This window comes from Candidatus Halocynthiibacter alkanivorans (assembly GCF_003333265.1).
Taxonomy (GTDB): domain Bacteria; phylum Pseudomonadota; class Alphaproteobacteria; order Rhodobacterales; family Rhodobacteraceae; genus Halocyntiibacter_A; species Halocyntiibacter_A alkanivorans.
Genome location: NZ_QOLB01000141.1, coordinates 25,546 through 40,444, shown reverse-complemented (window position 1 = coordinate 40,444; position 14,899 = coordinate 25,546). Strand labels below are relative to the sequence as shown.

At 57.5% G+C, this 14,899-nt stretch carries 16 protein-coding genes; 11 read left to right on the top strand and 5 right to left on the bottom strand.

Annotation, left to right across the window (positions count from 1 at the left end):
• Positions 1-2 precede the first annotated feature (2 nt).
• On the top strand, positions 3-476 hold the full coding sequence (locus DWA01_RS18550; protein ID WP_419187023.1) for a CinA family protein: 474 nt from the start codon (positions 3-5) through the stop codon (positions 474-476).
• 180 nt (positions 477-656) lie between these two features.
• The gene (locus DWA01_RS18545; RefSeq protein ID WP_114287296.1) at positions 657-1,835 is read left to right on the top strand and encodes an ammonium transporter; all 1,179 of its coding nucleotides are present in this window, start codon (positions 657-659) and stop codon (positions 1,833-1,835) included.
• Between the two features lie 83 nt (positions 1,836-1,918).
• On the opposite strand, the gene DWA01_RS18540 is transcribed toward DWA01_RS18545, so the two are convergent.
• Positions 1,919-2,374, bottom strand: coding sequence for a type II toxin-antitoxin system RatA family toxin (locus tag DWA01_RS18540; RefSeq protein ID WP_114287295.1), 456 nt, complete (start codon positions 2,372-2,374; stop codon positions 1,919-1,921).
• A gap of 76 nt (positions 2,375-2,450) precedes the next feature.
• Here DWA01_RS18540 and hpt point away from each other — a divergent pair, with 76 nt between their 5' ends.
• On the top strand, positions 2,451-3,011 hold the full coding sequence (gene hpt / locus DWA01_RS18535; RefSeq protein WP_200832616.1) for a hypoxanthine phosphoribosyltransferase: 561 nt from the start codon (positions 2,451-2,453) through the stop codon (positions 3,009-3,011).
• Positions 3,008-3,178: a hypothetical protein gene (locus DWA01_RS23345; protein ID WP_200832615.1), complete on the top strand. Its 171-nt coding sequence runs from the start codon at positions 3,008-3,010 to the stop codon at positions 3,176-3,178. The genes hpt and DWA01_RS23345 overlap by 4 nt, the downstream gene beginning before the upstream one ends.
• A gap of 18 nt (positions 3,179-3,196) precedes the next feature.
• On the opposite strand, the gene DWA01_RS18530 is transcribed toward DWA01_RS23345, so the two are convergent.
• The gene (locus DWA01_RS18530) at positions 3,197-4,333 is read right to left on the bottom strand and encodes an amidohydrolase (RefSeq protein WP_419187022.1); all 1,137 of its coding nucleotides are present in this window, start codon (positions 4,331-4,333) and stop codon (positions 3,197-3,199) included.
• Between the two features lie 2 nt (positions 4,334-4,335).
• Positions 4,336-5,289, bottom strand: coding sequence for a lipoyl synthase (gene lipA / locus DWA01_RS18525; protein WP_114287292.1), 954 nt, complete (start codon positions 5,287-5,289; stop codon positions 4,336-4,338).
• A gap of 178 nt (positions 5,290-5,467) precedes the next feature.
• Between lipA and DWA01_RS18520 the strand changes: the two genes are divergently transcribed.
• Complete coding sequence (locus tag DWA01_RS18520) at positions 5,468-6,016, top strand: peroxiredoxin (protein ID WP_114287291.1); 549 nt, start codon at positions 5,468-5,470, stop codon at positions 6,014-6,016.
• Positions 6,017-6,182: 166 nt separating this feature from the next.
• Here the strand turns inward: DWA01_RS18520 and DWA01_RS18515 are convergent, their stop codons facing one another.
• Complete coding sequence (locus tag DWA01_RS18515) at positions 6,183-7,313, bottom strand: DUF6456 domain-containing protein (RefSeq protein WP_114287290.1); 1,131 nt, start codon at positions 7,311-7,313, stop codon at positions 6,183-6,185.
• A 279-nt stretch (positions 7,314-7,592) separates the two neighbouring features.
• Between DWA01_RS18515 and DWA01_RS18510 the strand changes: the two genes are divergently transcribed.
• The gene (locus tag DWA01_RS18510; protein WP_114287289.1) at positions 7,593-7,877 is read left to right on the top strand and encodes a DUF6477 family protein; all 285 of its coding nucleotides are present in this window, start codon (positions 7,593-7,595) and stop codon (positions 7,875-7,877) included.
• 84 nt (positions 7,878-7,961) lie between these two features.
• Here DWA01_RS18510 and DWA01_RS18505 read toward each other — a convergent pair whose 3' ends face one another.
• Positions 7,962-9,506 carry a trimethylamine methyltransferase family protein gene (locus DWA01_RS18505; protein ID WP_114287288.1) on the bottom strand — a complete coding sequence of 515 codons (1,545 nt, stop codon included), beginning with the start codon at positions 9,504-9,506 and terminating at the stop codon, positions 7,962-7,964.
• Positions 9,507-9,728: 222 nt separating this feature from the next.
• Here DWA01_RS18505 and guaA point away from each other — a divergent pair, with 222 nt between their 5' ends.
• The 5 genes from guaA (at position 9,729) to DWA01_RS18480 (ending at position 14,891) form a co-directional block, all read left to right on the top strand.
• A complete protein-coding gene (guaA, locus tag DWA01_RS18500; protein WP_114287352.1) occupies positions 9,729-11,291 on the top strand; it encodes a glutamine-hydrolyzing GMP synthase in 1,563 nt (520 codons plus the stop codon).
• Between the two features lie 145 nt (positions 11,292-11,436).
• Complete coding sequence (locus tag DWA01_RS18495) at positions 11,437-11,715, top strand: putative quinol monooxygenase (RefSeq protein ID WP_114287287.1); 279 nt, start codon at positions 11,437-11,439, stop codon at positions 11,713-11,715.
• Positions 11,712-12,632 carry a DMT family transporter gene (locus DWA01_RS18490; protein ID WP_114287286.1) on the top strand — a complete coding sequence of 307 codons (921 nt, stop codon included), beginning with the start codon at positions 11,712-11,714 and terminating at the stop codon, positions 12,630-12,632. The genes DWA01_RS18495 and DWA01_RS18490 overlap by 4 nt, the downstream gene beginning before the upstream one ends.
• A gap of 140 nt (positions 12,633-12,772) precedes the next feature.
• Positions 12,773-13,885 (top strand): hypothetical protein, encoded by a 1,113-nt coding sequence (locus tag DWA01_RS18485; protein WP_114287285.1) that lies wholly within the window; start codon positions 12,773-12,775, stop codon positions 13,883-13,885.
• Positions 13,886-14,024: 139 nt separating this feature from the next.
• The gene (locus DWA01_RS18480) at positions 14,025-14,891 is read left to right on the top strand and encodes an ATPase (RefSeq protein ID WP_114287351.1); all 867 of its coding nucleotides are present in this window, start codon (positions 14,025-14,027) and stop codon (positions 14,889-14,891) included.
• Positions 14,892-14,899 lie beyond the last annotated feature (8 nt).

The following is a 14,899-nucleotide window of genomic DNA, read 5'->3' as shown; positions in this document are numbered from 1 at the left end:
GGGTGCGGCAACAAATTCTCGCGCGGGCCCTGAAGCGGGGCCTGCGCATCACTGCGGCCGAAAGCTGTACCGGTGGTGGCGTTGCTCAGGCTCTGACTGATCTGCCAGGATCTTCGGCAATGTTTGAATACGGCTTTGTCACCTATTCCAATGCCGCCAAGACCGCGATGCTGGGCGTCAGCGCCGACAGTCTTGCGAATTTCGGCGCGGTGTCTGAACAGGTGGCCCGCGAGATGGCCGACGGGGCTTTGCAGCGCGCCGGTGCCGATATTGCGGTTGCCATCTCCGGCATCGCCGGGCCAGGCGGATCGGATTTCAAACCCGAAGGCCGCGTTTGTTTTGCCCTGGCAGTCAAAACCGCCGAGACCACCACAGACATCCATGCCGAAACCGTCGAATTTACTGCTATCGGCCGCAAAAATGTGCGCGTTGCGGCCTGCCAGCACGCGCTTGCCCTGGTTTTACGCGCTTTGTGAACGGGTATTTTTGCTGAACGCCCAATAATCGGGCAAGCGAGCACGTTTGGCGCCCAATTACTCCGCACCTCCTGAACGCCAGCGCCAATTCCCCTGATTCAGCCGCAATTCGCTTACTTTCCGGTGCGCTTGCCGTCTTTTGCTGCACAACGCTGATTAAAAGACATTTTGGAGGGGAAAATGGTAGGAGCAGATACGGCCTGGATGATCGTGGCCACGGCTTTGGTATTGTTTATGACACTGCCCGGGCTGGCATTGTTTTACGGAGGCCTCGTGCGCGGGCGCAACGTGCTGAGTGTGTTCATGCAATGTTACGCCATCGCCTGTGTGATGAGTGTGGCCTGGTTTGTCGTTGGCTATTCCATCGCTTTTGGCGACGGCAATGGCATCTGGGGCGGGCTTGGAAAAGCCTTTCTCAACGGGGTCACCGCTGACAGTCTCTGGGGCACCATCCCGGAAGTGCTGTTTTTCGCCTTTCAGATGACTTTTGCCATCATCACCCCGGCGCTGATTGTCGGCGCCTATGTGGAACGGATCAATTTCGCCTTTGTGATCATCTTTTCCACCCTGTGGATGCTGTTGGTTTATGCGCCTGTGGTTCATTGGATCTGGGGCGGCGGATTTCTGGCGGACGGTGGCATATTCGGCGCCGTGGGCACCAAGGACTTCGCCGGTGGTATCGTGGTACATGAAACCGCTGCAATCGCTGCCATCCTTATCGCGGTGATGCTGGGGCCACGCAAAAAACAAACCACACCGCCACACAATCCCGGATATGTGATGATCGGGGCCTCAATGCTCTGGGTCGGCTGGTACGGCTTTAACGCGGGCTCTCAACTGGCGGCAGACGGCGGCGCGGCAATGGCCCTGACGGTGACGCATATTTCGGCAGCGATGGGCTCCATCACCTGGGCGGCCTGGGAGCGGATCAAGTATGGCAAGGCGTCTCTGGTCGGTCTCGTCACCGGTACCATCGCTGGTCTGGCCTCAATCACACCGGCGTCCGGCTATGTCGGTCCCGTAGAGGCGCTGATCATCGGTGCGGTGGCCGGAGTGTTGTGCCAGGAAGCGGTGGGCATAATGCGCAACAAGCTGAAAATCGACGACACGCTTGATGTGTTCGCGGTACACGGGGTTGGCGGTATCTTTGGTACCATCATGATCGCCGCCTTTGGTTACGGCACCTGGACCGCACAGCTGGGCGGTTTGGCCGTGGTGGGTACATTCACCGTCGTGGCGACCTTTATCCTGATCAAAGTGACCGCGAAGCTGACCCAGTTCCGGGTGGATGAAGAAACCGAGATCACCGGGCTTGACCTGGCGCAGCACGGCGAACGCGCTTACGACCACTCGTCATAACTTGCTGATAAAAAATGCGGGCGGAGACGCCTGCCTAAAAGAGGCGCATCGCAGGATGTGCCTCTTTTATTATGGGCAAACGTTCAGTTGCCGGCAGGGCCGTAGAGCTCTGCTGCGCGCTTTTCAAAAGCGCGCACGATCCGGTGCATCGCCTCATTGAACACCACACCGATGATCTTTTGCAAAATGGCGTTTTTGAATTCGAAATCGACAAAAAACTCGACGTTACAGCCCGCGTCGGTATCATGAAACGCCCAGCTGGACTTCATATATTTGAACGGGCCGTCGAGATATTCCGTGTCTATCTTTTTTGCGGCATGAAACAGAGCAACGCGGCTGCCAAAGCGTTCGCGGAACACTTTAAACGAAATCACCAGGTCCGCGGTGACCAGATCATGGCCGTATTCCTGCTCGACAGAACGGATGCGCGCAGCGGAGCACCAGGGCAGGAATTTCGGGTAATTCGCCACATCCGCCACCAGATCATACATCTGTTGCGCACTGTAGGGCATGGGGCGGGTTTCTGAATGAGTCGGCATTTCAGGCGATTCCGTTGGTGACAATTGCTGCTAAATACGTAATATGGCGCCGCAAATTCAAGAGGATCTTACACAGATGCGGCCATATGTAATCGACGAAATGATCTCGGCTAAGACGATCGCAGCACGGATCGAAGAACTGGCGCGGGAAATCAAAGAGCTGTTTGCAGACACCGACAAGCTGATTGTGGTGGGTCTGCTGCGCGGCTCATTTGTGTTTATTGCGGATCTTGTGCGCGAGTTGGATCTGCCGGTGGAGGTCGATTTTCTTGAAGCGTCGTCCTATGGTAATGAAACAGTATCAAGCCGGGAAGTCCGCATTCTCAAAGACTTACGTGGCGAGATTGGCGGGCGTGATGTGCTGGTGGTGGAAGACATCGTCGACACCGGCCACACGCTGAACCATGTGATTCACCTGCTGGAATCGCGCAATCCCAAACGGCTGGAAACCATCGCGCTGCTGAACAAACAGAGCCGCCGCGAAGTGCCGATCAATGCCTCCTGGATCGGTTTTGAGATCCCGGACGAATTTGTGGTGGGCTACGGCATCGATTTCGCCCAACGCAACCGCAATCTGCCTCATATCGGAAAAGTGCGCTTTACCGACGAAGACGCAGATGGTGCTTCGGGCGCATGAATATGCGCATGCTGCTGCGCATGGCGATGATGGCGCGGCGCAGACCGTCAGCGGCACGGATTAAGCTGGTGCTGGGGGTTCTGGCTCTCAGTGCCGTGCTGATTGCGATTGAGCAGATGTTCGGCTGGCCCGAGGCTCTGACATTTGACAAGATGCCCCGTCGCTAGGCTGGCTCCGTCGAGCCGTCAGCCCAGAATATTGCGGATCAAGCGCAGAAACACTCCGGCGCCGGCCGGGATCAGAGCATCCGGAAAATCATAATCCGGATTGTGCAGCTGTGGCTGATTTTCACCCGAGCCAAGCCAGAACATCGCTGATTTAGCGCCTTTGGCAAACTGGCCGAAGTCTTCCGACCAGCGCTGGGGCGTGTCTGTCATCTGCCATGTCACGTCTTCATCTGTCAGCGCAGTTTGCAGATGGCCGACCGCGTCAGGGTGGTTTTCGCAGGCCTCAAACACATCGTCATAATTGATGGAAAGCGCCAGGCCGTAGCGCGTTGCTTCTGCCCTGACCAGGATCTCAGCGGCCTCGCACAGCTGCGCCATGCGGCTGTCATTGACCGTGCGCAGGGTGGCCCAGATCTCGCCCATGCCAGGCGCAATGCCAAAGGTCGCTTCGCCCAGACGCGCATGGGTCAGCGTCACCAGCGCGTAATCCGCGTCCAGCGCCCTGCCCTGCCCCAATCCGACCAAAGCCGGCATCAGCACCGCAATCGCTGCCATGGGAGACAGCCCGTCGCCGGGCGCGGCCGCGTGGGAGGTTTTGCCAGTCAGAGAGATACGCATGCCGCGTGAGGCGCAGTTGGCTGCCGCAGCGCACAATTGTACTTCACCAAGCGCCAGGCCCGGCAGGTTGTGCAGCGAAAAGACGTAATCCGGTGCGATCGCCGCAAATTGGGGATCCGCGCGGAAGGCGATGACGCCCTTGCCGGTTTCTTCAGCCGGCTGGAACGCCAGCACCACACGGCCTTGTGCGGGCCGCTGCTGTGCCAGTTGTTCTGCCAGCGCCACAACCATCACCATATGCCCGTCGTGACCACAGAGATGGCCATAACCTGCGTGCTGCGAGCGATATTCCGCAGTGCTGATCTCTTCAATCGGCAAGCCGTCAAGCTCAGCGCGGATCAGGACGGTGGGACCCGGCGCTGCACCGTCAAAAACCGCAGCAACACCGTGGCCGCCCAGCCCGGTCAGAAGTTGATCCGGGCCGTGGGCGCGCAGAGTGTCTGCAATCCGGCGGGCAGTTTCGGCTTCGTCCCCCGAGATTTCGGGGAAACGATGAAGCTCATGACGCAGCGCTACCAACCGGCTCAGATCCTGCATGCTCAGCCAAGGCCGAGTTTGGCTTCACGCGCCGCACGCAACTGGGCGAAGTCATCACCTGCGTGGTAGGAAGAGCGCGTCAGTGGCGTGGCCGAGACCATCAGAAAACCTTTGCCATAAGCAGAGGTTTCATAGGTCTTGAATTCGTCCGGCGTCACGAAACGGTCCAGCGCATGGTGCTTCGGCGTTGGCTGCAGATATTGACCGATGGTCAGAAAGTCCACGTCCGCGGCGCGCATGTCTTCCATCACCTGCATCACTGCCTGACGGTTTTCGCCCAGACCCACCATGATGCCGGATTTGGTGAACATCGACGGGTCAATTTCTTTGACCCGCTGCAGCAGGCGCAGGGAGTGGAAATAACGCGCGCCCGGTCGCACTTCCGGATAGAGGCCGGGTACGGTTTCCAGGTTGTGGTTGAACACGTCCGGCTTTGCCGCCACCACAGTTTCCAATGCGGCATCGTCACAGCGAATGAAATCGGGCGTCAGCACTTCGATGGTGGTGTCTGGTGAGCGATGGCGGATGGCCCGGATGGTCTGCGCGAAATGATCCGCGCCGCCGTCTTTGATGTCATCGCGGTCAACGGAGGTCACCACCACATGTTTAAGGCCAAGCTTTTGCACTGCGTCGGCAACCCGGCCCGGTTCAAACGCATCAAGATCTGCCTCGGGCTTGCCGGTGGCGATATTGCAGAACGAACAGGCACGGGTACAGATTTCGCCCATGATCATCATAGTGGCGTGGCCCTGGGACCAACACTCACCGACATTGGGGCAGCCGGCTTCTTCGCACACCGTCACCAGATTATTGTCACGCATAATCTTGCGGGTCTCGCGATAGCCCTCAGAGGTGGGCGCCTTCACCCGGATCCAGCTGGGTTTGCGCGGCTGCACGTTGTCGGGACGCCGGGCCTTTTCAGGATGGCGCTGCTCGGGAATTTTCAAGTCTCGCATTTCACGTCCTTCTGTTGGCTTCTGTATAGGGCGCGAAATTGTAAATGTCTTCCCCAAAGCCCGCCGGATATTGCCGGCTTTAACCCGGAAGTTCAGAACAGTTGCTCCGATGATTAGAATCAATCTAAAGACGCTGCGATGGCGCTCGCGCCCTGGAACTATGAGTAAGGACTCTCCGATGAAAACTGGCTACAATCTCCCCGATGTCACCTTCCACACCCGTGTGCGGGACGACAGCATCGAGGGCCCGAACCCGTTCAAATGGGAAGACAAAACCACGGCTGATTATTTCGCCGGCAAACGGGTCGTAGTTTTCGCGCTGCCAGGCGCTTTTACCCCCACATGTTCCACCTACCAGCTGCCCGGTTATGAAGACGGTTTTGCCGATTTTCAGTCGCTGGGTGTTGACGAGATTTATTGCCTTTCGGTCAATGATTCCTTTGTGATGAACAAATGGGCCGAAGCTCAGAACATCAAAAACATCAAAGTGATCCCTGATGGTTCCGGCGAATTTTCCCGCCGCATGGGCATGCTTGTTGCCAAGGACAATGTCGGCTTTGGCATGCGCTCCTGGCGCTATGCGGCCGTGGTCAAAGACGGTGTTGTTGAGGCATGGTTTGAAGAGCCCGGCCTGAACGACAACCACGGCGAAGACCCCTATGGCGTGTCCTCTCCTGAGACCGTTAAAACCTACCTGGCCGACGCTGCAAAAGCTGTCGCAGCCTGAGCAGGAACGCGCTTCTGAGAAGCCTGACAGCCCGGTCACGTCATGTGGCCGGGCTGTTTTGTATCCGGCACCGGGGCCAACCGTCTGCGGCGCCTGCATAACGGGATTTCTCCTGGCGCATAGCTGTTTTTGCGGGTTTTACCCGCACAGTTGATCCGGTCCGCCTTCAGCCGATCAGATTGGACTGCCCTGAGTCTTTGTAATGGCGTTTGAGCCGCAGCAGGGCGATGCGCAGGACGATTTTACCAGAGCGCGCCGACCAGCCGAGGCGCTTTTCAGCGGTCTCCATCCCTTCCAGAAAACAACAGCAGCGCAGCGCCACATCACCCAGGCCCGGCCCCAGATCCGCCAGCGCTGCCGCAACGCGGGCGCGGGCGTCAGACGGGCCGCCTGCCGGGTCGCTGCCCTGGCCGGTGCCGCGCTCAGCCCCGGTCAGGAACCGTTCCCAGTTCTGCGCCACACGCGGCCCCATCTGCGCCAGTTCAAAATCCTCGCGCAGCCGTTCGGCAACGGCAACCAGGTCCGCGCTGAGGAAATACTTGCCGTCTTTGTCACGGCGCCGGGACAGCGACAACACCGGGTTTTCCGCCACATTGTAGCGCATGCGCCGGGCCGGAGCACCTTTGGTTCCGGCAATAAGCCGGTCCCCCCAAAGCCGGTGCTGTTCGCCAAACGGGTTTTGGGTCTCGGCAAAACCACCGCCCTGGCGCGTGTCGTTTTCGTACAGCATTCGTTTCAACGCGGCCCGCCCGGCCGGGGTGATCCGGTAGCGGGAAATGCGACCGGGTTTTGGGCAGCTGATCCAGTCCTTCAGCGCCATGGCTTCGGCAATGGCGCGTTCAACGATTGCGGTGCGGGTGGTTTTCCCCCCTGGCAAATCCCGCACCACCACCGCTTTTTCCATATCCCGCGCCACCGCCAGACAGGCTTCAGATTCGCTCATTCGCCTCAGAACCCGGCGGGCTTCCCGCTCCATTGTGATCTTGTCAGGCGTCTCATCGGATTTGGGAGCGTGTATATTCATGTCATCAAAATCCTTTTCCGTCTTGTCAGGAGTACAGGGGTCCCCGGTCAGCCGCCCAAGCCGGGTCAGCGCCTGGTCAATCAAGGGATCATCGCGGCGGGCTTCGGTTTTGCGCACCTGGCGTAATACGGTTGAGGCGTGGCAGCCGGTTTTGCGCGCCAGTTCGCGCAGCGACATCCCGGTTTTGGTATGACCCAGATAGCGGCGGGCCTCTTGCGGCACCCAGGCTGGAAACCCGGACCACAGTCGTTCTGTTGGCACTGTTTCGTTCATAGGCACCTCGCAATTATCAGCGCTCATTCAGTGCCCGTATCGGGGCGGCTTACAGCGGAGCGGTTTTGCCGTTCCGGACAGTTGCCGCCCTCTGTTTGCCGTCGATTACTCTACCTGTGCGGGAAATTTCGCACTCTGGAGAGGCACCAACGTTGCCCTATACAATTGTTTTCATTTCGTTAACGCCTTGGAAAGCTTCCGTTCGGGGGAAAATATTTTTCCGCAACACCCCTTTAGGTTGTGCGACCGTTGCAAAATTCATTGTCGAAGGAATGCCAAATGGTCAATTTACTGATGCTGCTCCAGGCGTTGCGCCGTCCACGTCTGCTGATACGGGCGGCCCGGCACGGTGTTACGGATTACAACCGGAAGCGGGATCTGAAACGTTTGATTGGTGTGGATACAACTGCAGCGCCGGATCAGACGGTAACCGCGCTGATGGATCAGGAAGCCGAAATTGAAGACCGCCGCAAGTCCGGCGACCACCGCTATTCACCAGCGCGCCACGTCGAAGTTCTGATCGCGCTGATGGCGGAAGCGCGGCTGTTGCCCGGAGGCCTCTGACGCTCGGTTTTGTGAGGCGCGCCAAAACAAAAGGCCCGGACTGCGGGGCAGCCGGGCCTTTTTCAATCAGTGCGAACCGATGGATCAGTAGTTCTGATCCGGCATCGATTCTTTCTTTTTCGCCACATATTCCGACAGGGCTTCGTTGATCGCCGGGTCCATTGCGGGCTGTCTGTAATCGTTCAACAGTTTCTTCACCCGGACTGAGGCCAGCGCCTGAGTGTCGCGTGCACCTTCTTCTTCCCAGGTTTCAAACGGTTTGTAGTCCAGCAGATCGGATTTCCAGAACGCCTCTTTAAAGTTGGCCTGGGTGTGCTCACAGCCAAGATAGTGACCGCCCGGTCCCACTTCGCGGATCGCGTCCATAGCCTGGCCGTTTTCGGACATGTCGATACCTGCGGCGACCCGATGCAGAATACCAAGCTGATCGGCATCCATAACGAATTTCTCGTAGGAGGACACCAGCCCACCTTCAAGCCAGCCACAGGCATGCAGCATGAAGTTCACGCCGGAATAGAGCGAGTTCTGCAATGTATTGGCGGTTTCATAGGCTGCCTGGGCGTCGGGCAGTTTGGAGCCATTGAATGAACCACCGGAACGGTAAGGCAGGCCCAGGCGGCGGGCCAGCTGGCCGGCGCCGTTGGTGATCTGGATCGCTTCAGGGGTGCCAAATGTCGGTGCACCGGAGTTCATATCAATCGAGGTCACAAAGGCGCCCATGATCACAGGCGCACCTGGACGGATGAGCTGGCTGTAGGCAATCCCGGCCAGGGCTTCGGCCATAACCTGCGTCAGGGTGCCGGCAACCGACACCGGTGCCATCGCGCCGCCAACGATAAAGGGCGAAATGATACAGGCCTGGCCGGCTTCGGCGTAGACTTCAAGCGCGTCCATCATGATCGGGTCAAACACCATCGGCGAGTTGATGTTGATCAGCGAGGTCATCACCGCATTTTCATCAACAAACTTGTCGCCAAACAGGATTTTGGACATCTCGACACTGTCGACACAGCGCGACCGTTCGGTGACAGACCCCATATAAGGTTTGTCCGACAGGGTCATATGGGCGTGCAGCATGTCGAGGTGGCGTTTGTTCACCACAACATCGGTGGGCTCACACACTGTGCCGCCGGAATGGTGCAGCCATTTCGACATATAGCCGAGTTTCACGAAGTTGCGGAAATCTTCCATCGTCGCATAACGACGGCCGCCTTCGGCATCACGTACAAAGGGAGGGCCATAGACCGGGGCCAGCACCAGGTTGTTGCCACCGATGACCACATTACGCTCCGGGTTGCGGGAGTGCTGGGTGAACTGGGAGGGTGCGGTCGAACACAGTTTGCGCGCCAGACCACGGGGGATATGCACCCGTTCGCCACGCACGTCCGCACCGGCCTCGCGCCAGCGATCCAGCGCGGCAGGGTTTTCCACAAACGCAACACCGACTTCTTCCAGCAGGATTTCCGCATTGGTTTCGATGATCTGCAACGCTTCTTCGTTCAGAAATTCAAGATTGGGGATATTGCGTTCGATAAACTTGGCAGCTTCGAATTTAACAGCTGTGCGTTCGGCGCGACGTGCGGCGCCGCCGCCTCCACGGGCCGATCTGCGGCGAGGTTGTTCGGTCATGGCTTGATTCTCCGGCAACTTGACGTTTTGAACACACTAAAACCTGGCACCGGCCAATTCCGTCCGCCGATAGCGCCGCTTAAGAGGAGAAAGCGACATTTTACCGGGATGCGGGCGGCATCACCCTGTGAACGCACATAGCGGCCGGGATCAGTGTATTTTCTCAGCGCCAACATGCACAGCGCTCTTGCTTCGGCCTTGATGCCGCCTTATTGCCTCCCCATGACACAGACATCCCATGACCGCCTCTTAATCATCGACTTTGGCAGCCAGGTTACGCAGCTGATTGCGCGTCGCCTGCGCGAGCTCAACGTCTATTGTGAAATCCATCCGTTCCAAAACGTCACAGACGCGTTTCTGGCCGAATTTTCGCCCAAAGCGGTGATCTTGTCGGGCGGGCCTGCTTCGGTGATCGATGAAGGGTCGCCACGGCCGCCGGAAAGCGTGTTTACGTTTGGCGTGCCGGTGCTGGGCATTTGTTATGGCCAGCAGGTGATGATGCATATGCTGGGCGGCAAGGTCGAAAGCGGCCACGGCACCGCCGAATTTGGCCGCGCTTATGTGACCCCGACCGAAACCCGGCTGCCGTTGCTTGAAGGCTGGTTTGCAGAAGACAAAGAACAGGTCTGGATGAGCCATGGCGACCATGTGTCTGCCATCGCGCCCGGATTTGAAGTCTTTGGCACCTCGCCCAACGCACCATATGCTGTGACCGCCGATGTGGCGCGCAATTTCTATGCGGTGCAGTTCCATCCCGAAGTGCACCACACACCCAACGGCGCCAAGTTGTATGAAAACTTCATACAGGCGGCTGGTTTTACCGGTGACTGGACCATGGGTCTGTATCGCGAACAGGCGATTGAAGCGATCCGCGAGCAGGTCGGTGACAAACAGGTGATCTGTGGTCTCTCCGGTGGTGTGGACAGCTCGGTTGCGGCGCGTCTGATCCATGAGGCAATCGGCGAACAGCTGACCTGTGTGTTTGTCGACCACGGTTTGCTGCGCAAAGGTGAGTCCGATGAGGTCGTCGCCATGTTCCGCGACAATTACAACATGAAGCTGATCCACGCCGACGAGCAGGAACTGTTCCTCGGTCAGCTTGAGGGGCAGTCCGACCCCGAAACCAAACGTAAAATCATCGGCAAGCTGTTCATCGACGTGTTCCAGAAATACGCCAATGAAATTGACGGCGCGGAATTCCTCGCTCAGGGCACGCTTTATCCCGATGTGATCGAATCCGTCAGTTTCTCCGGCGGCCCGTCGGTGACCATCAAAAGCCACCACAATGTCGGCGGTCTGCCGGAAAAAATGGGGCTGAAACTGGTGGAACCGCTGCGCGAGCTGTTCAAGGACGAAGTACGGGCGCTGGGCCGCGAGCTTGGCCTGCCTGCATCTTTCATCGGCCGCCACCCGTTCCCCGGGCCGGGCCTTGCCATTCGTTGCCCCGGTGAGATCACCCGCGAGAAACTGGACATCCTGCGCGAAGCCGATGCGATTTATATCGATCAGATCCGCAAACACGGGTTGTATGACGAGATCTGGCAAGCTTTTGTCGTCATTCTGCCGGTGCGCACCGTTGGGGTGATGGGCGACAGCCGCACCTATGACTTTGCCTGCGCGCTGCGTGCGGTGACCTCGGTGGATGGTATGACTGCGGATTATTACCCGTTCAGCCATGAGTTCCTTGGCGAAACCGCCACCAGGATCATCAATGAGGTCAAGGGCATCAACCGGTGCACCTATGACATCACTTCCAAACCTCCGGGCACCATTGAGTGGGAATAAATTTCCGGGCGCCTTGATACGGGCAGCGGTAATTTTCAATAATTCAGGCGGCCCGCTGGTTTTTGCAACTGGCGGGCCGTTCTCGTTCAGAAAGCGCTTGCCCATAGACGCTTTCCCGATATCAATCAGGGGAAAAGGACAACGGATGGCACGCATTACCCTGAGTGGCACTATGAGCTGCGGCGCGGACGACATTTCCGTGGTGCTTGCGGCCCTGCCCGACCATATCCGGCTCAGCCGTGCGGAAGAAGGCTGTCTGTCCTTTGAAGTATCTCAGGATGCAGCCAATCCCGGCGTGTTTCATGTCAGCGAATCTTTTGTGGATCAGGCCGCTTTTGACGTGCATCAGGCCCGCACGCGGGCCTCCGCCTGGTGGCAGGCAACGCAGGATTTCCCACGCGACTTCACGGTGAGCAAGAGATGAGCACACAGATGAAAAGCCCTGCGGCCAGTGAGACCCAGCCTGCGGTCGACACATTCAAGGCAATCCTGTGGATGGGTGCGGCGCTGGCCGGGTTTTCGATCATGGCAATGTCGGCGCGCAGCCTGAGCGCCGGTCTGGGCACTTTTGAGATCATGACCTACCGGTCGCTGGTTTCGCTGATCATCGTGCTGATTGTGGCGCGGCTCAGCGGAACCTCAGATCAGATCCGCGCCACGGATCTGCGCTTGCACGGGCTGCGCAATGTGTTTCATTTTGCCGGCCAGAATCTGTGGTTTTTTGCCGTCACCCTGATTCCGCTGGCGCAGCTATTTGCACTGGAGTTTTCTTATCCGATCATCGTGGCCCTGCTGGCGCCGCTGTTGCTTGGCGAGACCACCGGACCGCGGCGCATTGTGGCGGCGCTGGTCGGGTTTGCCGGCATTCTGATTGTGGCGCGCCCCTTTGGCGTCGGCGGCATGAGCCCGGGACTGATTGCAGCGATGCTCTGCGCGGTGGGTTTTGCCGGCTCCACCATTTTCACCAAAAAACTGACGCGCCGCCCGAATGGCACCCTGACGGCAATCCTGTTCTGGATGGCCCTGATGCAGCTTGGCTTTGGCGTGGTTTTTTCACTGGCAGACGGACAGTTTGCACGGCCTGAAACGGGCGATCTGATCTGGCTTCTGATCATCGGAACCGCGGGTCTGGGCGCTCATTTCGGCCTGACCAGTGCCTTGAAACTGGCGCCGGCCTCGGTGGTCACACCGGTGGACTTTTTACGCTTGCCGCTGATCGCGATCATCGGAATGTTGATATATAACGAGCCGTTGGACGCGATGGTCTTTGTCGGTGCGGCGCTGATATTTGGCGCAGTCTACGCAAATATATTGCTGGAAACTCGCCGAAAACGCACATAAAGGTCACGACCAGGCGAAAAACAAGACTGTTTAACGCCGGGTCACGCATTGTCATTAACGCCGGGTCACGCATTGTCAGGCAAAAAACCACACCGTAGCGTGAGTTAATAAAATAATAATAGTCAACAGGGATGTGACATATGAAAAAGGTATTGACGGCGGCAGCCGCATTGGCCGTTGGCGCAACAGGCGCTTATGCGGGCGGGATTGAACGCACCACGCAATCGGTTGGCGTGCTATTTGAAGAAGGCAATTATGCGGAGTTTTCTTTCGCATCGGTGTCTCCGGACGTTTCAGGAACCAGCACCGTATTTAGTGGTTTTTCCGGCGCAAGCTCAGGCGATATGGCCGAAACTTACACCAAAGCCGGCGCGGCAATGAAAATACAGATCAGCGACCGGCTGTCCGCTGCCGTGATTTTTGATCAGCCATTCGGGGCAGACGTCAACTATGGTGATGCTGATGATCCATTCTATTTTGCAGTCAATTCGACGGCAGTGCTGAATACCACGGCAATCACAGCCTTACTGAAATACACCAGTTCGGAATATGCCAGTGTATACGGTGGGCTTCGGTATCAATCGATGGACGCAGTTGCTTCGATTCCGTTTGTAGACAACTATGCCGTGACGGGAGAAAAAGATTCTGGTGTCGGCTACGTACTTGGTGCTGCGTACGAAAAGCCCGATATCGCACTTCGTGTTGCTCTGACATATAATTCGGCAATTGACCACGCATTCGATACTTCGGAAACTAGCGATACATTTGGAACCCGTGCGTCAACAACAGAAGTATCGACTCCCCAGTCTGTCAATCTAGAAGTTCAGTCTGGAATCGCGGCTGATACGCTCCTTTTTGGTTCGGTGCGTTGGGTAGATTGGTCCGATTTCGACATCTCACCTGCCGACTATGGTCTGCTGACCAGTGGAAATAGCCTGGTTTCATATGACGACGACACTGTCACATACTCCATTGGCCTTGGTCGCAAGTTCTCTGAAATGTGGTCGGGTGCAGTCACGGTAGACTATGAAGAAACGTTAGGTGGCTTCACTTCCAATCTCGGGCCAACAGATGGGCGTTTGTCGGTGGGGCTCGGTGGCAGCTATACAAACGGCAATGTCAAAGTCAGCGGTGGCATCAGCTACTCCTGGATTGGTGAGGCAGACACTACGCTGAACGATATAAATGCTGCGTCCAACTTTGAAGACAACACCGGCCTGGGTATTGGCTTTAAGATCGGCTATACACTCTGATCCCACCCGGATCTGACGGCAGACCCCGCCCCATCCCGGGCGGGGTTTTTTGTTGCGGGGGCGGAATTGGCGCGCACGTGATTGACCTTCCCCCCAAAGAGCCGCTACCAAGCTTTGGCAAGAACACGGGATGGCAGGCATGATCTATAATTCGGCACAGGACTGGCTGCAGGCCAAACAAAAACGCGTTTTGCTGTTTGGCATGTCCGGTCTGGGGAAAACCCATCTGGCCAATATTCTGCGCGATGCGGGCGACTGGTTTCACTACTCGGTCGATTACCGGATCGGCACAAGGTATATGGGCGAACATATCGCCGACAACTTCAAACGCGAAGCGATGAAAAGCCCGCTTCTGGCAGAGCTTTTGCGCACCGACAGCGTTTATATCGCCTCCAACATCACTTTTAACAATCTGGCGCCGCTCTCGACCTACCTGGGCAAACCGGGCAATCCGGAGCTGGGCGGGCTGCCGTTTGACGATTATATGAAGCGCCAGCAGCAACACCAACTGGCGGAACGTGCTGCACTGCTGGACGGGGCGAATTTCATTGAACGTGCGCGCACGCTGTATGGCTATGACCATTTCATCTGCGACACCGGTGGTTCGATCTGCGAAGTGGTGGATCCCGAAGACATCAATGATCCGGTGCTGACCAGCCTGTCGCAAAACACGCTGATGGTGTGGATCAAAGGGTCTGACGCCCATGCGGAAGAGCTGAACCGCCGCTTCCGCATGGCGCCCAAACCGATGTATTATCAGCCTGAATTCCTACGCAAAATCTGGGCGGAATACCTGAAGGAAAACAACGTTGAAGAGCACGAAGTTAATCCAGATGATTTCGTGCGCCAGGCCTTTGCGCGCGCCCTGAAGTACCGCCAGCCGCTTTATGAAAAAATGGCGCAGAACTGGGGCGTTACCGTTACGGCCGAAGACGTCGCCCAGGTCCGGACCACTGCTGATTTTGATGCGCTGATCGCAGACGCCCTTGAGACCGCAACCAACTGATCCTATCT